This window comes from Fodinibius sp. GM108 (assembly GCF_058386985.1).
In genome coordinates this window covers 315,146-335,011 of record NZ_JBYEIR010000004.1, presented here as the reverse complement: position 1 = coordinate 335,011, position 19,866 = coordinate 315,146, and the positions used below count along the sequence as shown (strand labels likewise).

Annotated in this window: 19 protein-coding genes and 1 other RNA gene; 13 read left to right on the top strand and 7 right to left on the bottom strand. The window is 42.8% G+C overall.

The window, feature by feature from the left end; translation table 11 throughout:
- Positions 1-53 precede the first annotated feature (53 nt).
- A complete protein-coding gene (locus ACT3ID_RS09510; protein ID WP_491541785.1) occupies positions 54-1,337 on the bottom strand; it encodes an efflux RND transporter periplasmic adaptor subunit in 1,284 nt (427 codons plus the stop codon).
- Positions 1,338-1,616: 279 nt separating this feature from the next.
- On the opposite strand from ACT3ID_RS09510, the gene ACT3ID_RS09505 reads away from it, so the two are divergent.
- Positions 1,617-2,996 (top strand): sigma-54-dependent transcriptional regulator, encoded by a 1,380-nt coding sequence (locus tag ACT3ID_RS09505; RefSeq protein WP_491541784.1) that lies wholly within the window; start codon positions 1,617-1,619, stop codon positions 2,994-2,996.
- Between the two features lie 81 nt (positions 2,997-3,077).
- On the top strand, positions 3,078-4,442 hold the full coding sequence (locus tag ACT3ID_RS09500; RefSeq protein ID WP_491541783.1) for a sensor histidine kinase: 1,365 nt from the start codon (positions 3,078-3,080) through the stop codon (positions 4,440-4,442).
- 216 nt (positions 4,443-4,658) lie between these two features.
- Here ACT3ID_RS09500 and ACT3ID_RS09495 read toward each other — a convergent pair whose 3' ends face one another.
- Complete coding sequence (locus tag ACT3ID_RS09495) at positions 4,659-5,084, bottom strand: transposase (protein ID WP_491541782.1); 426 nt, start codon at positions 5,082-5,084, stop codon at positions 4,659-4,661.
- A 371-nt stretch (positions 5,085-5,455) separates the two neighbouring features.
- Between ACT3ID_RS09495 and ACT3ID_RS09490 the strand changes: the two genes are divergently transcribed.
- The gene (locus ACT3ID_RS09490) at positions 5,456-7,777 is read left to right on the top strand and encodes a glycosyltransferase (RefSeq protein WP_491541781.1); all 2,322 of its coding nucleotides are present in this window, start codon (positions 5,456-5,458) and stop codon (positions 7,775-7,777) included.
- 185 nt (positions 7,778-7,962) lie between these two features.
- Here ACT3ID_RS09490 and ACT3ID_RS09485 read toward each other — a convergent pair whose 3' ends face one another.
- Positions 7,963-8,820: a SirB1 family protein gene (locus tag ACT3ID_RS09485; protein ID WP_491541780.1), complete on the bottom strand. Its 858-nt coding sequence runs from the start codon at positions 8,818-8,820 to the stop codon at positions 7,963-7,965.
- A 227-nt stretch (positions 8,821-9,047) separates the two neighbouring features.
- Here ACT3ID_RS09485 and ACT3ID_RS09480 point away from each other — a divergent pair, with 227 nt between their 5' ends.
- The 5 genes from ACT3ID_RS09480 to ACT3ID_RS09460 all read left to right on the top strand — a co-directional run bounded on the left by ACT3ID_RS09480 (position 9,048) and on the right by ACT3ID_RS09460 (position 13,450).
- The gene (locus tag ACT3ID_RS09480; protein WP_491541779.1) at positions 9,048-10,271 is read left to right on the top strand and encodes an arginine deiminase; all 1,224 of its coding nucleotides are present in this window, start codon (positions 9,048-9,050) and stop codon (positions 10,269-10,271) included.
- Positions 10,272-10,285: 14 nt separating this feature from the next.
- Positions 10,286-11,515: a site-2 protease family protein gene (locus ACT3ID_RS09475; protein ID WP_491541778.1), complete on the top strand. Its 1,230-nt coding sequence runs from the start codon at positions 10,286-10,288 to the stop codon at positions 11,513-11,515.
- 61 nt (positions 11,516-11,576) lie between these two features.
- Entirely contained in the window at positions 11,577-11,996 is a 420-nt protein-coding gene (locus ACT3ID_RS09470; protein WP_491541777.1) for a hypothetical protein, read from the top strand.
- Between the two features lie 208 nt (positions 11,997-12,204).
- Positions 12,205-12,666, top strand: a complete 462-nt coding sequence (gene smpB, locus ACT3ID_RS09465; protein WP_491541776.1) for an SsrA-binding protein SmpB — start codon at positions 12,205-12,207, stop codon at positions 12,664-12,666.
- Between the two features lie 10 nt (positions 12,667-12,676).
- Positions 12,677-13,450 (top strand): M90 family metallopeptidase, encoded by a 774-nt coding sequence (locus ACT3ID_RS09460; RefSeq protein WP_491541775.1) that lies wholly within the window; start codon positions 12,677-12,679, stop codon positions 13,448-13,450.
- A gap of 235 nt (positions 13,451-13,685) precedes the next feature.
- Here the strand turns inward: ACT3ID_RS09460 and ACT3ID_RS09455 are convergent, their stop codons facing one another.
- The 4 genes from ACT3ID_RS09455 to ACT3ID_RS09440 form a co-directional block, all read right to left on the bottom strand.
- On the bottom strand, positions 13,686-14,195 hold the full coding sequence (locus tag ACT3ID_RS09455; RefSeq protein WP_491541774.1) for an OsmC family protein: 510 nt from the start codon (positions 14,193-14,195) through the stop codon (positions 13,686-13,688).
- Between the two features lie 581 nt (positions 14,196-14,776).
- An RNA gene (rnpB, locus tag ACT3ID_RS09450) (RNase P RNA component class A) lies at positions 14,777-15,138 on the bottom strand.
- Between the two features lie 167 nt (positions 15,139-15,305).
- Positions 15,306-16,040 (bottom strand): zinc ribbon domain-containing protein, encoded by a 735-nt coding sequence (locus ACT3ID_RS09445; RefSeq protein ID WP_491541773.1) that lies wholly within the window; start codon positions 16,038-16,040, stop codon positions 15,306-15,308.
- A gap of 16 nt (positions 16,041-16,056) precedes the next feature.
- Positions 16,057-17,112 carry a Nif3-like dinuclear metal center hexameric protein gene (locus ACT3ID_RS09440; RefSeq protein ID WP_491541772.1) on the bottom strand — a complete coding sequence of 352 codons (1,056 nt, stop codon included), beginning with the start codon at positions 17,110-17,112 and terminating at the stop codon, positions 16,057-16,059.
- A 311-nt stretch (positions 17,113-17,423) separates the two neighbouring features.
- On the opposite strand from ACT3ID_RS09440, the gene ACT3ID_RS09435 reads away from it, so the two are divergent.
- The 5 genes from ACT3ID_RS09435 to ACT3ID_RS09415 all read left to right on the top strand — a co-directional run bounded on the left by ACT3ID_RS09435 (position 17,424) and on the right by ACT3ID_RS09415 (position 19,863).
- A complete protein-coding gene (locus ACT3ID_RS09435) occupies positions 17,424-18,128 on the top strand; it encodes a YggS family pyridoxal phosphate-dependent enzyme (RefSeq protein WP_491541771.1) in 705 nt (234 codons plus the stop codon).
- Positions 18,129-18,205: 77 nt separating this feature from the next.
- Positions 18,206-18,526 (top strand): hypothetical protein, encoded by a 321-nt coding sequence (locus tag ACT3ID_RS09430; RefSeq protein ID WP_491541770.1) that lies wholly within the window; start codon positions 18,206-18,208, stop codon positions 18,524-18,526.
- A complete protein-coding gene (locus ACT3ID_RS09425; protein WP_491541769.1) occupies positions 18,526-18,810 on the top strand; it encodes a hypothetical protein in 285 nt (94 codons plus the stop codon). Before ACT3ID_RS09430 ends, ACT3ID_RS09425 begins: the two co-directional genes overlap by 1 nt.
- On the top strand, positions 18,807-19,178 hold the full coding sequence (locus ACT3ID_RS09420) for a hypothetical protein (RefSeq protein WP_491541768.1): 372 nt from the start codon (positions 18,807-18,809) through the stop codon (positions 19,176-19,178). Before ACT3ID_RS09425 ends, ACT3ID_RS09420 begins: the two co-directional genes overlap by 4 nt.
- A gap of 52 nt (positions 19,179-19,230) precedes the next feature.
- Positions 19,231-19,863 carry a DivIVA domain-containing protein gene (locus tag ACT3ID_RS09415; RefSeq protein ID WP_491541767.1) on the top strand — a complete coding sequence of 211 codons (633 nt, stop codon included), beginning with the start codon at positions 19,231-19,233 and terminating at the stop codon, positions 19,861-19,863.
- Positions 19,864-19,866: the final 3 nt, after the last annotated feature.

The window sequence follows — 19,866 nt, the reverse complement described above, 5'->3', positions numbered from 1 at the left end:
TCAGACACTCAGGTCACTAAAAATTTATCTTCGTGTCCTCAGCGCCTTAGTGGTTACTGAAGATTTAGTACTTCATTATCGCCAAAGGTATCGTAGCTGGAGGTTATAACCTGGTCTCCCGGCTCTAATCCCGACAAAACTTCGAAATAATCAGGGTTTTGACGACCCAATCGAATATCCTGCCTTACCGCTCGTTCGCCATCTTCGGTAATACGATAAATCCAGTTTCCGCCGGTTGTCTGATAAAATCCACCCCGTGCCAGTAGCAGGGCCTCTGAAGAACTACTTAATTGCAGACGAATACGAACCGTTTGGCCGCGCGTTAATCCCGAAGGAATATCATCGGCAAACTCCATATCCACCTGAAACTGTCCATTCTCCACGACCGGAAATATCTTTGTAATTGTCAATTCATGGGTTTCTCCATTATAACTGAAAGACCCATTAAGTCCTGCCATAATACGTGACAAGTGGTATTCATCAATGCTCACACGAACTTTATAATTATCAAGTATGTCCACTTGTCCAATACGCTCACCGGCCGAGATCGACTGGCCGGGATTGAGTTCTATGGTAGAAAGCTGACCTGAACTCGGTGCGGTAACAATCAGCCGGTCCAAAATTTCTTGCACAGCATCCAGACTGCGCCACATGCGATCCAGGGATTCATCAATTTGTTGTAACTGCTGGCTGGACTTGATCGAATCCTGCTTGAATGATTCATAAATCAATTCATAGCGTTCCTGCTGGTATTCGTAATTTTCTTTTGTTTCTAAGAAATTTTGTTCGGCAACAAGATCTTTCTCATGCAAAGCCTTCTGCCGCTGATAATTCGATTTTGTAATTTCAAGTTGGTTTTCAGCTTCCGCCAGTCGCTCTTTTAAACTGAGTGTATTCTGTTCAATGTTGAGCCTGGAATTTCGTGTCTGATTGATTTGATCATATATCGAAGAAGTTTGCTGCAATACATTCAACCGCAAATCTGAATTGGAAAGAACCAGGATCGTATCGCCTTTTTCGACCATCGTTCCCGACTCCCGGTAAATACGCTCCACCACCCCGCCCTCAACGGCATCCAGATAAATAGTCTGAATAGGCTGGACAGTCCCCGTAACCTGGATAAATTCCTGGAAAGAATCTTCCTGAACAGTACTCACCGTCAGCTTGTCGCGCTCCACATTGAGCGAAGAACGGACATTCATAAACACAAAACTGTAAACAAAAAATGCTAAAAGAACTACTCCACCCACCAGCATCGCGATACGTTTCGGAGTCCACGTCCTTTTCTCAATTTTTTTATCCATTCCTGAACTGGAAATATCAGCGTTTTGCGACATTTAATAATCTGTTTCCGATTAATGATTCTTGCTGGTGATAATGAAATCAATATACGTGCCAAAAGCTAAAAAGGGGTTTAGGTATAGTAATGACCTTTATGATGAATTGAAATGTACAGTCTGATACAGAAACTGTTCGAAATCGAACAGTTTATTGTATATTGTAAATACATATCGTCTTTAAAAATTCTTGCAGGGGGAATACATCTGGTATAATGTTTGATACTAATAATGAGGCAATACTAAGGACGGGGCTAACTCAACAATTATATCCCAACTATGACTGAAGATAAAAGAGGAAATATCCTGGTTGTAGATGATGACCATGATGTTTTGCAAGCAGCGAAGCTTTTTTTAAAGCAGCACGTATCAAAGGTGGATACCGAAAAGAATCCCCGGTCGATTCCCAATCTGGTAAAAAATAATCATTACGATGTAGTACTGCTGGATATGAATTTTACTGAAGATGTAAGCAGCGGAAAGGAAGGATTCAAATGGCTGCAGAAAATTCTGGAGATCGACCCTTCGCTTGCAGTCGTACTGATCACAGCTTATGGGGATGTAGAAAAAGCAGTGAAAGCGATCAAAATGGGAGCCACAGACTTTGTCGTTAAACCCTGGCAGAACGAAAAATTACTGGCTACGGTAAATTCTGCACTCAATTTAACGCAGTCGCGCCGCCAGGTCGATGTGCTGAAGACACAACAGAAGCAGCTTAGTGCTGAAATTAATCAGCATTATCAGGATATCATCGGTCGAAGTGCAGCGATGAATAAGGTATTTCAAACGATTGAAAAGGTAGCCAAGACCGATGCTAATGTACTTATCACCGGAGAAAACGGCACCGGCAAAGAGCTGGTGGCTCGTGCACTGCACCGGCGTTCTGAGCGAAGCGACAGTGTCTTCATCAGCGTGGATATGGGGGCCGTGCCGGAAAATCTATTTGAAAGTGAGCTTTTCGGTCACGTGAAGGGCGCATTCACCGATGCCAAGGAGTCGCGCGCCGGCCGTTTCGAGATTGCTTCGGGCGGTACACTTTTTCTGGATGAAATCGGAAATCTTCCATTGCAGCTGCAGCCAAAGCTACTTTCTGCGATCGAAACACGAAAGGTGATGCGTGTGGGGTCTAACAAACCAATTGATATTGACATCCGGCTTATATGTGCGACAAACGAGCCAATTCGGGAACTCGTTCAAGACGGAGCATTTCGACAGGATCTGCTTTATCGAATTAACACTATTGAAATTCAGCTGCCTCCCTTGCGGGAACGGACTGAAGATATTCCTCTGCTTGCCGATCACTTTGTGAAAGAATACGCTCAGAAATACAACAAATCCATACAAACACTTTCAGAACCAGCACTCAATAAACTGAAGACATATAACTGGCCGGGTAATGTGCGGGAGCTACAACACGCGATCGAACGGGCAGTTATCATGACCGAACAGAATGTTTTGCAGCCGGAAGACTTTCTGCTCACTTCACAAGGTGACGATGAAGCCGCAATGGTGTTTGATGACTTTAATCTCAAAGAAGTGGAAAAGACGGTCATACGAAAAGCGCTGAATAAGCATGAAAGAAATATTTCGAAGACGGCCGATGAGCTCGGCTTGACACGTGCATCGCTCTATCGCAGAATGGAAAAATATGATCTATAATTAAGTTGTCAGCTATCAGCCTTCAGCCGTTATATAAGGCAGGCTGAAGTATGACGCCTGAGAGCCGAAAGCTTTAAAATTATGATAAGACACTTTCGAATTGGTGTTATATGGCGTGTAATCATGCTAGGGGCGACTATTGCACTATGGATGTATTTGCTGTTCAGAACGGAATACTACGTTAGCATTACCATTCTCACTCTTATTATCGTGATGCAGGTTGTCCAGCTCATCCGATATGTGGAGCAGACTAATGCAAAGCTCACCCGGTTTCTCAATTCGATTCGTTACGCTGATTTTTCTCAGGCTTTTCCAGATCACGGCCTCGGTAGTTCATTCGAAGAGCTTAACGATGCTTTTTCTCAGGTCATTGACGAGTTTAAAAAACAGCGTGCCGAAAAACAGGAACATTACCGATATCTGCAGACGGTAGTGCAACACATCGGCATTGGGCTTGTTTCATTTAATCATGAGGGTGAAGTGGAGTTGATTAATACGGCAGCCAAAAGGCTTTTTGATGTCCCCGCCCTACGACATGTTAAAGCCTTAAAAAAAATTAGTGAGCCGCTGTACAATGCGGTAACGGAACTGAAGGGCGGAAATCGAACATTGGTTCGGGTGGGAATAGGAAATGAAACGCTTCAGCTGGCAGTTTCAGCCACTGAATTTCGTATGCACGACGACCTTTATAAGCTGGTTTCTTTTCAGAATATCCACACCGAGCTGGAAGAAAAGGAGATGGAAGCCTGGCAAAATATCACCCAGGTGTTAGCGCATGAGATTATGAATTCTATCACGCCTATAGCCTCTCTTTCCGATACAGTTCACATGTTATTGAAACACAAAGCACTGGCCAAGAACGGAACATATCATATCGACGAAGAATCCCTGAAAGATGTAGAAGAAGCACTCCAGACTATTAAAAACCGCAGTCATGGCCTGATGCGTTTTGTCAACTCGTATCGTGATTTTACCCAGATTCCCGAACCGTCGTTTGAAATGATAAATGTTAAGGAGTTACTGCAGCGGATTAAAAGTCTAAACAAAGGAGAGGCCGAATCGCAAAATGTGCAGATAGATTTGGATGTAGATCCGGAGACACTGGAAATTATGGCTGACTCGCATCTTATCGAACAGGTGCTCATCAATCTTACAAAAAACGCGTTTCGCGCATTGAAGGATACTGATAATCCAACCATCAGACTTGTCGGTAAATTTGACGAGGATGGCAGGACCATTATTGAAGTCATTGATAACGGTCCCGGAATTAAGCCTGAAAACCTGCAGAAAATTTTTATACCTTTTTTCAGTACCAATCAACCCACCTCACGCAGGGGGTCAGGTATCGGACTCAGTCTTTCGCGACAAATTATGCGTAAACATCGGGGGACTCTTTCAGTACAATCAGACGGGCATACGGGTACGGTATTTACACTCCGATTTTGACCCTTGAAGGCCAACGAGCAGACCTCACTTAGAACTAGTGACTAAAGTTGTGAGGGAGCTCCGTTCCCGAACTTCCCGAACTAAGGTGAATTTTCGCAGCCAAAAGAATCTCATAAGATTTCCACTTCCAATGGATAATCACTAAAACCAGCATAGTTCCTTGCGCTTGAATAATACCAATGCTCTGGCTCCGATACATATCCTTTGCGGACTGGATTACTGTGAATATAGTTTCAATTTTTGTAAATAAAACTTTTCCGTGTTAATTGCTATGGGATGAAATCCTGTTTGCCAAACTTTGTATTTTATGCTCTTCCTTTCCAGTTCAGCAGCTTTTCTGAATATTTCCAGTTGAGTTGCCATATTTTTCTTCTTTGCCAGACTGCTAATTTTCCTGGAGGTGAAGCTTTTAAAATTTTTCATAACTGCTGATAAGTTACTATCACAGCTTACCAAAAGATGAATATGATTAAGCATTATTACATAGCCATGAATATGCAATCCCTTGTTTTTCATACAAAAACGTAAGCTATCGATAATGAGGGAAAAGGAAATCTTGTCGACAAATACCGGCATCCAGTTTACTATTGAGGATGTTATAAAGTAAAAATCATATTGAGGATAAACCTTCCAGGTACTCATTTAATAGCTATTTTGACGGGAGCAGAGCTCCCTTAGAACTTTAGTTTGTTTTTATAAATACTATAGGTAAGACCGCTGTGAGCAGTGTTCCTTACAGATTCCTTAATATTTTCAGAAGCATGTGTGAAACAGCAGTGAATGGTAGTATCCTCTTAAAAATATCAGACATAACGGGAGCAGAGCTCACTTTGACTAGTGACTATAGCAGTTGAGAAGAGAAACAATAGTTGTGAGGAGCTCCGCTCCCGAACTTCCGAACACTTCCAAGATAAAAGCATTTTAACTCGGGCAGCTATCATTTATTTTCGCCTTTTACATCACAGCTCGTATATTTCCATATAAATTAACCTGATCACCGCAAAAGTGTATTTATGGCTAAGAAACCGTTGCTCTCGGTAGCAATTGTTGTTCAAAATCAAAGGGATGTTATAGAAACGACACTCACCTCTCTCTATGAGATGTCGTCTGTCCCATTTGAAATATTCATCATTGATGATGCTTCAACAGATGGCAGTGATGAAGTTATTCAATCTATGGTGGATTATTATCAGCATGAGCAAACCTATTACTTTTCGCATCAAAAAGCTGCCGGACGGGGATATTCGCTGAACGAAGCACTGCTGCAATGCAACGGCCATCTATTCTGGGCCCCCGAAACTATTAGTAAAATTGATGAAGGCATTCTCAGCCGAAATCTGGAAAGACTAACTAATTCTGAAAAGGAATTCTTACTTCAACAGCGCACCCTTCCCCGTTCATCAAAAAAGTGGTTTCAATTACTGAATCAATATAACTGGATACAGGATGGGGATTTCATCTGGAATCTAACATACATTGCTACAAACCAACATTTCTTTAACCCTTATCTTGAGCAGTACCACGGGATGGAGCTAGCGGCTCGGTTCGATGAACCATCCTTCCTCTCCAGCAATGATAGCTGGTATCAGCCCAGCAGTTTTGTTGAAGCACCCGAGCCAACATTCGGAGTACGGCAGGAACTTTTGCTGACGCTTCTTCGCAAATCAGAAGCCGACGAGAACCAGCGTAGTGCTATAATTGAAAAATTACAGAAGCTCCCTGCACAAACACGCCGCTCCTATGATAACGACTTGCTCAATGAAGCGATCCAGATGAAACGTGATGGGCGCTTTAACGAGGCCCTGGAACTGATTGAAAATGTATTGGATGATGAACCGTCGCATTCCGGGGCTCGAAATCTGAAGATTGAAATTCTGGAAAAAAAACGGCGCTTTGTCCAGGCATCGGAGTTGAAACACGAAGTCAGCAAAACTGAGCAAGAACAGCAAGAAGAATCACAGGCTGAAGAAAAGCAGCAAGATAAAGAAGAGGCTCAAGCAAAAGAGCAGCTCCAGCCCACCTATGACAGTAATAATGAACCCGAAATCAGCCTGATCATCCCGACCACCACATATGGTAAACCTGCACTGGAACACTGTTTGCTATCGATCTCTGAATACTGTGATGAGTCGCAGCTTGAGCTGATTGTCATCGATAACGCAAGCCTTGATGACACGCACGACTACCTGGATGAGCTTAAGGAAAAAAACTTTCTAAACTGCCAAGTGATTACTAATTCGAAGAACGCTGGTTTTGCCGCATCAATCAACCAGGGACTTGAAAAAGCACGCGGCAACTATGCCTGTATCCTTCATAACGATGTGGAACTTCAAAATGATGCCATTGGCAAGCTTAAAGAAATAATGGATTCCAATCCCGACTATGCTATTGTCGGACCAGCGACCAATAAAACGCTCAATCCTGATCAGGCTATACGATCCATTGAAGATGATGCTCCCCGGCTGGTCAAAACCGAGTATTTGGATAGCTTTTGTATGATGCTGCGAACTGATCATGACTTGCAAATGGATGAGGACTATGAGCTGGCTTTCTTTGAGGATATCGACCTATGCTTTCAAGCACGCTCTGAGGGCTATAAAATAGGTATTGCCCCGCATGTGGAAGTTGAGCATCATTTTGGCACCACTACATTTTCACTGGACCTGGATACAGAAAGTGAACAATACTGGAAAAATGTTTCCACCTTCAATGAGAAATGGGATATCGAAGTTTTTTCTGAAGAAGAGCTCAAATCGCTGAGCACCTTTGATCAACTTCTGGCGCTGGACGATCTTGTAAATCCTATGTACCCGGAGCTGAAAATTCAGCAGCAGTTTCAGCAAATTTTTACAGATGAGCTTAAAACAGAAATACTCAAATCGCAGCACGATCCCGAAACGCTTTGCAAGCTCGTTCACCTTTTTATGGTAATGGACGAGCGCGAAGTCATGCGTAAGCTTGAAGACCGTCTGGATAATATCGAGTTGCCCGCCTCTCTGATTTATCAGCTGGTACGTTTTTATTTCAACCGCAACATATTTTCTCGCTGCAAACATTATCTGAATCGGCTGAAACCACAAAACGACTCACTGCGCGCTGACTTATACCGGCTGGCTATGCTTGTCGAAAATAAAGATCTGGAAGAAGCCATTCCGATGCTGAAGAGATTGATGGATCATGCACCCGCCAATCCCCTGTTGTACAAACTGGCCGGTGATATCCATAAGTTCAGCGGTAATGACGATGAAGCGGAGTCATTTTATAATTTGGCTGAACAGATCAATCCGTTTGAGTTTGCAAACCAAGAAAAGGATGCTTTTGGCTTTCGGCTTTAAAAACTGTCCAGAGGCAGGAGATCAGATCCACAAAAGAAGTAAAACAAACCTATTTAAAATAAGAAAGACCCCACCGATCAAGGTGAGGCCTCCACTATTCATCAAGAGAGACGCCTAAAAAGGCGCCTTGTAAAATGATAAAAATATTATAATAATCAAAAAATAATTTATAATCTTTTCTATTCTTACTGCCTTACCATCATCTCAACGGTATTAAGTAACTTTTTGAGACTTTCGGTCTTATTCAGTTTATCCAACTTTTCATAACTGTTGATAAGATTGCGAATACATCGGGCCAGGATAGCTATCTCACTACTTTTCTCGAAATGTTCACTTTTCGGCTCTACGCCATTTTGCTTCAGGAAATAATAGCACTGGTTATATGAGACAATCTTTCCCTGATCAAAAGGATCAATAATAACTTCCTCCACGTCAGATTTGTACTTCATCATAAAGTGGATAGGCATATTTACTCCGTAAAAGGGGAGATCAAGACGGCGTCCGATAAACAGCACAATCAATGCCAGTGAAATTGGCAAACCGGTACGGCGATCGATCACGCGGTTCAAATATGAGTTATGGGGATTGTAGTAATCACTGGTACTGCCGCGAAATCCGAGCTCATTAAACACAAAATCAAGTACTTTGTGCATTTTCTCACTCTGATCCAGCGAATATCGAACCTCGTCACTGATCATTTCTGCAAAACGATCAAGCTTTTGCTTGTATTCACTTTCGCGCAACGTGGGATTGTCAAACCGCGATAGAATAAAAACAGCATCTTCGAGCTGTTTCAAATTGCGGAGCCCACCCTCCAGAACATCGAGGAAATCCTCTTCGACGCTACTGTAGGTAATCCAATGGATGATTTCACTGATCAACTCCCGTGATTCCTCATCCTTGATCTCACTTTTCTGTTGATCCAGCAAAGGTACGGCATTTTCACCCAGTTCAAACAGGCGGTTTTTAACTTCCGACTGCACATAGGGATCAGGATCATCCAGTAAATAAACGAGCGACTCTATTTCTGACTTTGTTGACATTCTCTGAAGCTTAAATCAAATGGTTTAGATATTGTACCTTTTCCAACAGCTTTGGGATTTAAATCGTGCGAATAAAATAGATAATTTTTGTCTCTCAATATCAAGTAAAATCACAATTTATATATTGCTCTTTCAAAGCGTATATTTGAAGGCAAATTAAAACCGTATTGTGGACTTCACGATTCCACAAAGCCAATAATCACATCTCTTAATCTTAACAATCTTCTATGGTTCTATCTGTAACATCAGAAACAGGCTTGCTCAACAGTGTTATTGTGCATACACCGGGTAACGAAGTATCACTGGTAAATCCGGAATTGAAAGACGAACTTCTTTTCGATGACATAATTTTTGAAGAAGATGCACGCAAAGAGCACCTCGACATGCTCAAAATTTTCGAGGCTGCTATGCCGCAGGATGGAACAATTTATGAAATAACGGATCTGTTTCTGGAGACATTGAAAGAAGAAGATGCCCGTGCATTTTTAACTGAACAGATGATCAGACGCCTGCCTGAAGAAAATCTGCACACCATAGAAGATGAGTTAATACAGCAAGAGCCGAAAAACCTGCTTCAATTTACTATAGAGGGCGCAACACCATCTATAGAGGGATTCACGATGCTCCCCACTCCTAACCTGCTATTCACCCGTGATCTGGCTGCCGTAGTGAATCAAAGCATTTTGCTTTCGCGTCCGGCCAAAAAAGCCCGCATCCGCGAATCGCTTTTGATGGAAACGCTCATTCAATTTCATCCGCTCTTCGCTGATATTCGGGAAAACACTATTAAAATTGAGGAGCAGGAGTCAATTGAAGGCGGCGATGTGCTTGTAGCATCCGACAATGTAGCACTTATTGGCATGAGCGAACGTACATCGTTCAGCGGATTGATGACGGCTACCGAAGGGCTACTTGCCCAGGGCGTAGAGCATGTTCTTGCTGTGGATATTCCCAAACAGCGTTCTTCGATGCACCTGGATACCATTTTTACTTTTGCCAGCGAAGATGAATGTATTGTCTTTCCACCCGCTATCACAGAACGGCGGAATAATGTCGTTGCTTTACGTTCACATAACGGCTCCGTCATAACAGAATCCAAGCCGTCACTGAAAGAAGCGCTGGAAGAACTTTTGGATCGGGATTTAACGTTCATAAACTGCGGTGGAAAACAGCGAACAAATCAATTTCGCGAACAATGGACCGACGGTGCTAACGTTTTTGCTGTAGCTCCCGGTATCATCGTGGGCTACGAACGAAACACAAACACTTTTCGGGAGTTGAAGGAACATGGCTACCAACTGATGAATCAGTTCGAATTTATTGAAGAGTTCGGCGATGCGCCCTTCAACCCCACGGATAAAAAAATTGCTATCAGCTTTCTTGGTAACGAACTCTGCCGTGGACGCGGCGGCGCACGATGTATGACCATGCCCATTGCAAGAAGAATTTAAACAAGTATTAACTTTTGGATAACGAACCATCTACGCACACAACTGATTTTCAGATAGACCAGAGAACGGCTGAACCATCTATCACTGAGGAAATGAGGCGGGAGCTGGACGCAAAGACGGTATTTAAGCACTTGGCTCTCTTTCTTATTACGGTGGTAACCGTGTCACTGGCCGGAGCCGGTTTTGTTGGATTTGAACCGTCTCTGTTTCCAGTAGCATTACCCACGCTGTCTGATTTCTACCGCGGACTACTCTTTGCCGGATTGTTGCTTGGCTTTCTGGCTGTACATGAGTTCGGTCACTATTTTGCAGCAGTTTATCACCGCATAAAAGTCACGCTGCCCTATTTTATACCCGTCCCGATAGGCATAGGTACGGTGGGAGCTGTCATTCGTATCAAGCAAAAAATCAATGATACCTACAAGATGTTTGATGTAGGCGCATCGGGGCCAATCGCTGGTTTTATTGTTTCGCTGGGCGTATTATTATATGGATTTGCGACCCTGCCCGATCCTTCGTTCATCCAGAATTTCGCCGGACATGAAACGGTTAAGGATTATGTGGCTATGCATGGCTCCTATCCCGATAGTCCGCCTGCAGAAACAGAAGGACAACTGCTAATAGTGGGCAATACACTGTTGTACAGTTTTCTGGCCTCTTTTTTTGAGCATGTCCCGCCGATGTGGGAGATGTATCATTATCCCTTCCTGTTTGCCGGTTGGCTGGGACTTTTCTTTACGGCACTCAATCTTACGCCTATTGGTCAGCTCGACGGCGGACATATTCTCTATTCACTTATCGGCTTTAAAAAGCACCGTACGGTTGCCAGACTCTTTTTCGGAGCACTGATTGTTCTGGCCGGCATAGAAGCCATTCCATTTATTCACCTTTCCCTTGGCGAATACGATAATTCCTATGGTATTTTAAGCTGGATTATATGGTCAGCAGTTCTCTATACTTTGCTCCGTAAAGCCTTTCACGATGATCTTAAGTGGATAATGCCGGTTCTTGGCTCTGCCCTTGGGATAACTGCGTTTATACTGTACTTCATTGTAGGGGATATTACAACCTCGGGCTCTTTAATCTGGGTCGTCTGGTCGTTTTTCATTGCTTATTTGGTCGGCATAGAACATCCGCCGGCACTGCGTGAACGGGAACTTGATCCCACTCGGAAATTTCTCGGATGGACCAGTATGGTTATATTCGTGCTCTGCATTAGTCCCAATCCCCTTTATTTAATTTAATGTAGAGATCTTTTCCTTATCTTTACCTTCAATTTTAACAACAGATCTAATTTTTGATCCAATGCGTTATCTCCCTCTGCTATTTATTACCATCCTTTTTATCGCCTGCTCAAACAATACACCCGAAAATTTAGAAGCACATGTTGACGAGCTTATAGCTAACGATAGTTATACAGAAGCGCTGTCTGCTTTAGAGGATGCCGATCCCGCAGAGACAGAGGCCGACATAAAAAAGCTTAGAGAAAAGACACACCTCAATTATGGTCTTTATCTCGAGTATCGCGGCCCTGAAGACAGCAGCATGCGCGATCGCATGACCTCTGCACTCGAACAGTATATCGAAGTGTTGAAATTGAATCCTGAAAATGAGAAAGCCCGTACCGAAATTCAGCAGATTATGAGCATTTATGAAACAATGCCTGACCGATCACCCGGCGATGATATCCTGAATGAACTCCGAGAATTAGGGTTTGATTATTAAGCGGCGGCAAACGTGAAACGGCAGAAGGTAAATGACAGACCGGGTAGAGATAATATCTATGTAAGATTTACTACCCTTACGTATCTAGCATTACCAACTATACCACATCTGCAAATTCACGTTTGCCATTTGCCGTTTCACATCTGACAGTATAAAAGCTTATTTTGTCAATTCACTTCGCAATCAACTCAAAAGCAAATAGCTGCCAATGTCCACCCCTACCATAAAAAATAGAAAAGCGCGCCACGAATTTGATGTTGAGGAAACATACGAGGCAGGTTTGGTATTGCGTGGCACTGAAGTAAAATCTTTGCGCGAGGGAAATGCCAGCCTCAGCGAAGCGTTTGCTTATCTCAAAGACGGAGAGGTTTGGCTTCGTGATATGTACATCAAGCCGTATGAGCAGGCTTCATTTGAAAATCACAATGAGCGTCGTGAGCGAAAACTGCTGCTCAATAAGCGCGAAATAAGGGAAATGGACAAGGCAGTTTCCAAAAAAGGCTATACCCTTGTACCACTTAAGATCTATTTTAAAAAAGGATATGCAAAAGTGCTGATCGGTATTGCCAAGGGCAAGAAAAAGCATGACAAGCGCGAAGATATTAAAGAACGAGACATGAAGCGCGAACTTGAACGGAAGTATAAAGGAAGCTATAAAATAGATATGTAACCAAAGAACCATGTTTGGATTCAAAAAATGGCGTCGACGTCGCCTGATGCAGAAATCCTTCCCTGATGAGTGGCTTTCGATCCTTCGGAAGAATGTCCCTTATTACCGTCACTTGCCTTCCGATCAGCAGCAAAAACTGCAGGGTCTAGTCTTAATTTTTCTGGATGAAAAAACTTTTGAAGGCTGTGCCGGTCTTGAACTAACCGATGAAATCCGCATTACCATTGCCGCTCAGGCCTGTATCCTGTTACTGGGCATAGAAGATCTGTCTTCGTTCTATGAGGGGTTGCGGTCGGTATTGGTATACCCCAAAAGCTACGTAGCCAAAGTAAAAAATCAGCACAATGGTTTTTTTGTTGAAGAAGGATATCAAAAACGCCATGGCGAAGCATGGGAACGCGGACACGTAGTCTTGTCTTGGGATGAAGTCCGGAAAGGAGCTTCTGACATCCGTGACGGTCAAAACCTGGTATTCCATGAATTTGCCCATCAGCTGGATTACGATTATGGGGCCACCTCGCAAATTGAATCGGACCAAGAACAGTCGAGCTATCTATCATGGGGATGGGTGGTCGGCAACGAATATAATAACCTGCTCAAGGCGCTGAAGCGTAATCAGCAAACGCTCATTGATGAGTACGGAGCTACTAATCTGGCTGAATTTTTTGCCGTGGTCACCGAATATTTCTTTGAAAAACCGCACGAGCTTCGAAAGAAACATCCCGAGCTGTACCAACAGCTCAAGGAATTTTACCAGCAGGATCCTGCCACTTACATTACCTGATTTCTATTAGGGGCCTTTGCAAAACCGAAATGTCACCCTGTCCGCCGGCTAGGACTGTTTATAAAATTGATAGCCCAGGCGTTAATGCCTGGGCTATCGAAATTTAACTATCGTCGACATTTTTCTCTGTCTTACTAAGTAAAAAATCAAAGGCTAAAACTTCTAAAGAGTAATTGCTTATAGATGCTTTACCCCGAAACACTCCGGTGAACATGATACCGGCAGTGTTTGCCCCTTAATTTCCTACAGATACACTCGAGTCCAACTCAGGACTATTTTTCAGCGTTTGATAAATAACACAATATCGCTCGGTGAGCTCAATCAGCTTATTCACCTTTTTCTCATCAGCATCGGTCTTCAGGTCAAACTGCAGATGGATACTTTTAAATCCTACCGGTGCCTCCTTCGAAACACCCAATGTGCCCCGGAAATCTAAATCACCCTCTGCTTTTACAGTCCCTTCCTCAATATCGATTCCCATAGCTGTGGCTACGGAGTTGAGGGTGACGCCCGCACAGGCCACCAATGCTTCAAGAAGCATATCCCCGGAACAGGTCTGTGAGCCGTCTCCACCTGTCGCAGGATGAAGTCCCGCTTCTACTTCGCCGGCATCAGTTGGTACATGACAAGCAAGGTTCTCACCCAGTTTTCCTTCGGCATGAAGCGTCCATACGGCCTCTTCGGGCTTGGTTTTATATTTTTCTTTCAGTGGTGCCTGTAAAGAGCGTAATTCTTTAATGTCCATCAATGGTGTTATTAATTCTTAGAAGTATGATTATAGAGAATATAACAATACTCTCTGCGCTTATCTGCGTATTTTGGCTCTTTTTTAACAAAAAGCTTTTGCATAGAATTGGGAATCCGCGATTTTAAGGTTGTGCTATCAGGCTTCTTATTACTAAATGATAGAATATCTGTAAATACCAGCATCTAATTTTAGGTGATGTCCCTTTTGTCTTGATACAAAAGGGACTAAAAAATCAAGGTCCTCCGTGGAATCCTCCGATTTATCGGAGGGCTACTTTGTAGCATTCCACAGGACGGGCTAAAGAATTGTGAACCTGGCTTCTTCCCGCAGGATACGTGGATTTTAATGGTCCTTTTTCTTTAGGAGACATCTGTAAATCTGATCACCGGTATAAAATCCACACCCGCATCCTTTGTCATCAGCACACAATTCTTAGGCCGCTGAAAATTCATGAAGTCCAACAGATGGAGATTGTAAGATAGTAGCCTTAAAGCCTTTCACAATGGAAAGGCAACGTACCAGAACTATTGGAATAAAATACAAAAGGCCGCCCCTTTCGGGACGGCCTTTTCATGTAAATATCCGGATGATCTGTAAGCCGAATTCTGTATCCGCCAGCTGGCGGATGGCAATCATTTATCTGATCCCCGAGTCACCTCGGGGCTTTAGCACTCTACCCGGCAGCATTGCGACGAGCGGCGCACTGCCTGCATGAGCTTGCACCCTGTGAGGTTTACCCTGCCTCCGAATGTCACCACCGGAGCGGTGAGCTCTTACCTCACCTTTTCACCTTTACCCATCTACTTTCGATAGGTAGTTTGTTTTCTGTGGCACTTTCCTCTATCCGGTTACCCAGATCTTCCCGTTAGGAAGCACAGTGCTCGTCGGTGTTCGGACTTTCCTTTCCGACAGTTGTCGGAACGACTGCCCGATCATCCAAGAAATAAAACCAAAGGATACCTTTTTACGTTCCTTAACTACTTCAATTAAGGATGAGGTAACTATATTTTCATTACTTGTATTGCCTCAAAAACAAAAAAAGATGTACTTCATCGCTTCAAGGCGATGTGGGTACATCTTTCTACAAGGAGATACCTGCAATAGGTATCAGAGTGAAAGTTCTTCTTCGGCCTGATCAAAGAAAGAGGAATGAACTACAATACGACCACTGTTTTCGTCGATGATGATTTTGTTCTTTTTACGAACTTCAACCTGTGTTTGCGGAGGCAATGCCATCCCAAGTGCAGCTCCTCTTTCCATCGGAACAACTGCAAGACCGTTTGAAAGTCCTTCACGGAGGCGGTTATAGCTTTTCAGATAGCGCTCGTCAATATCTTTTTTGACCTCTTCACGCTTCTCTTCGAGCATATCCTCCTCTTTTTGGGTATCTTCTTTCACTTTTTCGAGGTTTTCCTTTTTCTCTTTATGAAGCTCTTTTGTCTCATTGAGCTTTTCCTCGATGTCTTCAATTTCAGGATCTACCTTTTCAAGGCGCTTCTCAATTTCCTCCATACGAGATTCAGCATTCTCAACGACTTGTTTCTGAGATTCAATCTCTTTTGTCAGTGCATCGTATTCACGGTTATTTCGGACCGTCATCTGCTGATCTTCATATTTTTCTATTTTGTTGTAGGCATCCTCTATCTCAAGCTCCAGGTTATCTCTTTCTACCTTTAACTCTTTCTTTTCATCTTTGAGACGCTCGATTTTGGCCTCATACCGATTGATGTCCGTTTCAATATCGAGAATTTCTTCCGGCAGATCGCCCCGCAGCTGTTTAAGCTCGTCGATCCTGCTATCGATATATTGAAGATTAGCCAATTGTTGTAATACTTCTTCCATAGATTGTTGTCGTCGTTTATTCCTGCGGATTGTTGTTATTCTCAGGTATAAAAACCTGCATTGGATTAGTGATTACTTCTGTTTCAAGAACTTCAATCTCTTCAAAAGCTTCGGTGAGTTCTTGCTGAAGCGCCGCCACTACCGGCACTTCACTTTCGTAATGGCCGACATCGACCAATAAAAAGTTGTCGGTATCGGTAAAATAATCGTGATACTTAATATCTGACGTCACAAATGCCTGGGCTCCTTCGCCAATAGCCTTTTTAGCCAGTGAAACTCCTGCACCGCCGCAAACAGCTACTTTTTTAATCCGATCAACAGAGCCCGAATAGCGAATTGCACCAACATTCAACCTGTCGGCAATCAGATCTAAAAACTCTTGCTGTGTTAAGCCCTTATCCCGATAAAATCCTACTACCCCCATTCCTACATTATTCGACGGGCTTGCTACATCCATAACCTGGAAACTGCCCCGGTGGAGCAATCCATTTTTCTCGAGCTCTTTTTCTAATTCCGGGAGATGATGCTCATCGATAATTGCTTCGTATGTTTGCTGGTCCTGCTTTTTACCCTTCACCTGGTAGTAATGAGCTTCTTCAGCCGAATAATAATTCAGCAGTTTGAGCACCGAATCACTGTCGGAATGGTTGGTTGTCAATACAATTTTTCGGCTGATGTTATAGCTGTTATCAAGAAATTTTAAATTTTCCAGCTCCAGCTCTTTTCCCAACACAAAAGAAACCCCATCGAGTGCGGCATCAAGATTCGTATGGGCTGCAATCAGAGCAACATCATTTTTAATGAGTTTGAAAATAATTTTGCCCTGCTCATTGGTGGGATTAATACGATCAATACTTTGGAAAATCAGGGGGTGATGAGCAACAATAAGATCGCAGTCGTTTGCGATTGCCTCTTCAACGACTTCAAGCGTTACATCAAGACAGGTAAGAATGGTAGAAATCTCTTGGTTCGGATCTCCGATCAATAAACCAACGTTATCGTAGTCAAGTTTTGTACTGGGCGGAGCCCATTGGTGAAGGAAGGTCGAAATATGCCGAACCTGAATATTCATTTTGGCTATCGGCCTCCGTGCTTTAGGGTTCCGGTTGAATTGCACCTGAGGCGATAAAGAAATATATCAGCGTCGAAGTAAAAAATACTAAGAGCCAGAGTAATCAATTTTGTAGTTCCAATTCTTTAATTCAGACTTCTAAAATACCATTTTAATACCTTTCTTAAAAGCTTATTTTTAAGCTGATTACTCATTGCTGAAGTTTTATAGTAAAGTGGTAACCTAACCTTTCCAAAGGTATTGTAAGCCAAATTTAATACCTGCTCCTTTTGGAAAGATTAGATTAACTCCAAGATCTAAATAATAAATTCATGGCCGAAAATATTTGCCAAAATCTCGACAATTTAAAAAGCCGGATCAGAAAAGCATGTAAAAGTGCGGGCCGGGATCCTGAAGAAGTTACACTCGTGGCTGTAAGTAAAATGAAGCCGGTTGAGGATATTAAAGAGGCATTTGGCTGCGGACAAATCCATTTTGGTGAAAATCGCGCAAAAGAGCTTCAGGACAAAATGGAAACCTATCAGGAAGAAAAAATTCAGTGGCATATGGTAGGCAATCTCCAGACGAATAAAATCAAATATATGGTCGATCGGGTAAACTGGATTCACTCGATAGAAAAGAAAAAATATCTGCGCGAAATAGAAAAACGAGCTTCCCGCATCGACCGGGTTATCAATACCCTAATCCAGATAAATATTAGTGGGGAAGAACAAAAAAGTGGTTGCGAACCCGACGACCTGGAGGAAATTCTTACTTATGCTCAAGGACTCGATCACGTTCGGGTACGAGGCCTGATGGGTATGGCAACATTCGTAGATCCTGAAGATGTAGAAGAGGTACGTCCTGAATTCCAAATGCTTCGCGAACTGCGGGATAAACACCGTGGATTGGAATCAGAAAATGTCTCACTTGATGAGTTATCGATGGGAATGACGAATGATTTGGAAATCGCTATTGAAGAAGGATCGACAATGGTTCGCGTGGGACGCGCAATATTTGGGGAACGAAACTACTAATAAAAATTATCGGTATAAGTACTTTCAATCTTATTGAGATTTAGTACATTACATATTGTTAATTAAATTGATCTATTATGGCTGCTTGGATTTGGGTTCTTATACCGCTGGTTGCAATTATCGGTGGATTCATCATTGAATATCAGAAAAATAAAATGAAAATGATGAATCGCAGCCGACAAAACGAACAAGAGATGGAAGACCTGCGCAAGCTGGTCAATTCCCTAAAGGGACGCATAGAAAACCTTGAGGCCATTGCGGCAGGAGAACCTGATGAATTCTCAACCGGAGCAGGCAAAGGCATGGAAGAAATAGAAATTGAGGAAGAATCAATCAAGAAAGAAAATCAGCAAGAAGTTTCAGACATTGCTGATAAAAACAGAAGGAGGACAGAGTAATGGGTGGTCCCGAATTTGTTATAACAGTTGTCGTTATCGGTTGTGCTACAAGTCTCATTAAAAAGTGGCTCGACACCAAAGAGAAAAATGGAATAGAGGAAGAAACCTTTAATCGTTTAGCCAAAGCTTTTATGGAGCACAAAAAGGAAATGCAGCAACGAGTTCAGAACCTGGAAACCATTATCGCTGAACAGGATGAAGGTAATTATTCGCAAATTGAAGCCCCGCATAACGAGGGTACGTTAACCAATGATTTAAAAGATAAAAATAAGGCTCGGTCATGAGTTTCGAAGAAATGGTAGTAGCGCTGGTAGGATCGATAGGTGCTTTTGCACTGGTCGGCTACCTGGCAGCAAAAACGTTTGGTCTTATTAAGGCATGGATTAATAGAAATAAAAATTCTATACCAGAAGAAGATTTCAACCGTTTGGCTAAAGCGTTTGTACAGCACAAAAAAGATACTGAACGGCGATTGCAACATCTGGAAACAATTGTCACTGAAGAGGATGAAGAACGCTCATCGAATAAAAGCACGGGTACCAGACAGGTTGAAGCTCCCAAGAAGGATATTGAAATTGAAAATAAGCAAGAAAAAGAAGACCAGTCCCAGACAGGGGATTCGAATAACTTACGGAACATGCTTCGTGAATAGCATGTTTAAGACCGTAAAATATCTCATTTTTTGACAGCTAAAGGCTATTAGTATGAAATTAACTGCACTGGAAATAAAGAAACAGGAATTTGAAAAATCACTTCGGGGATATGACCGAGATGAAGTACAGGCATTTCTTAACCTTGTATCCAATGAGTGGGAACATCTGGTAGCCAAAAATCGTGACCTTGAAAAGCGCATCGAAGAGCTTGAAGAAAAACTAAAACATTACGAGCGGGTCGAAGAAGCACTTCATGAAACACTCCAAACGGCCAAAGAATCGGCCGAACAAAAACTTACCGGTGCACGAAAAGATGCTCGTAATAAGATAGAAAAAGCTGAGATGGAAGCTGAATCCATCATTCGCGAAGCAACACAAAAACGTCAGCAGGTTCGCCAGAGTATCATCCGGCTGCTTGATCGGCGCAAAGAAATTATTGGCGGCATTCGCTCTTATCTTGAATTAGCTCAGGAATCACTGGAACAGTTTTCAAAAGACGAAGCGGCCTTGTTTGACGCTCCCCCTCCCCAAGACGAGAATTTCTCCGAAAAGCTCAACGAACAGGCTAAACGTAGAATGGAAACGCTATTCAACGATGAGAATGATCAAAACCTGGAAGAGGAACCACAGACGATGCCTCCCGGTGCAAACAATATGGACAATATCATTGACGATATGGATTAAATT

Coding starts and splice junctions, on each gene's coding strand:
- ACT3ID_RS09485 (WP_491541780.1), bottom strand. CDS start 8,820: ATGTCAACAAAGTCAGAAATAGAGTCGCTCGTTTATTTACTGGATGAT.
- ACT3ID_RS09440 (WP_491541772.1), bottom strand. CDS start 17,112: ATGAATATTCAGGTTCGGCATATTTCGACCTTCCTTCACCAATGGGCT.
- ACT3ID_RS09510 (WP_491541785.1), bottom strand. CDS start 1,337: ATGTCGCAAAACGCTGATATTTCCAGTTCAGGAATGGATAAAAAAATT.
- ACT3ID_RS09435 (WP_491541771.1), top strand. CDS start 17,424: ATGGCCGAAAATATTTGCCAAAATCTCGACAATTTAAAAAGCCGGATC.
- ACT3ID_RS09470 (WP_491541777.1), top strand. CDS start 11,577: ATGCGTTATCTCCCTCTGCTATTTATTACCATCCTTTTTATCGCCTGC.
- ACT3ID_RS09415 (WP_491541767.1), top strand. CDS start 19,231: ATGAAATTAACTGCACTGGAAATAAAGAAACAGGAATTTGAAAAATCA.
- ACT3ID_RS09495 (WP_491541782.1), bottom strand. CDS start 5,084: ATGAGTACCTGGAAGGTTTATCCTCAATATGATTTTTACTTTATAACA.
- ACT3ID_RS09420 (WP_491541768.1), top strand. CDS start 18,807: ATGAGTTTCGAAGAAATGGTAGTAGCGCTGGTAGGATCGATAGGTGCT.
- ACT3ID_RS09455 (WP_491541774.1), bottom strand. CDS start 14,195: ATGGACATTAAAGAATTACGCTCTTTACAGGCACCACTGAAAGAAAAA.
- ACT3ID_RS09505 (WP_491541784.1), top strand. CDS start 1,617: ATGACTGAAGATAAAAGAGGAAATATCCTGGTTGTAGATGATGACCAT.
- ACT3ID_RS09445 (WP_491541773.1), bottom strand. CDS start 16,040: ATGGAAGAAGTATTACAACAATTGGCTAATCTTCAATATATCGATAGC.
- ACT3ID_RS09425 (WP_491541769.1), top strand. CDS start 18,526: ATGGGTGGTCCCGAATTTGTTATAACAGTTGTCGTTATCGGTTGTGCT.
- smpB (WP_491541776.1), top strand. CDS start 12,205: ATGTCCACCCCTACCATAAAAAATAGAAAAGCGCGCCACGAATTTGAT.
- ACT3ID_RS09490 (WP_491541781.1), top strand. CDS start 5,456: ATGGCTAAGAAACCGTTGCTCTCGGTAGCAATTGTTGTTCAAAATCAA.
- ACT3ID_RS09430 (WP_491541770.1), top strand. CDS start 18,206: ATGGCTGCTTGGATTTGGGTTCTTATACCGCTGGTTGCAATTATCGGT.
- ACT3ID_RS09460 (WP_491541775.1), top strand. CDS start 12,677: ATGTTTGGATTCAAAAAATGGCGTCGACGTCGCCTGATGCAGAAATCC.
- ACT3ID_RS09500 (WP_491541783.1), top strand. CDS start 3,078: ATGATAAGACACTTTCGAATTGGTGTTATATGGCGTGTAATCATGCTA.
- ACT3ID_RS09480 (WP_491541779.1), top strand. CDS start 9,048: ATGGTTCTATCTGTAACATCAGAAACAGGCTTGCTCAACAGTGTTATT.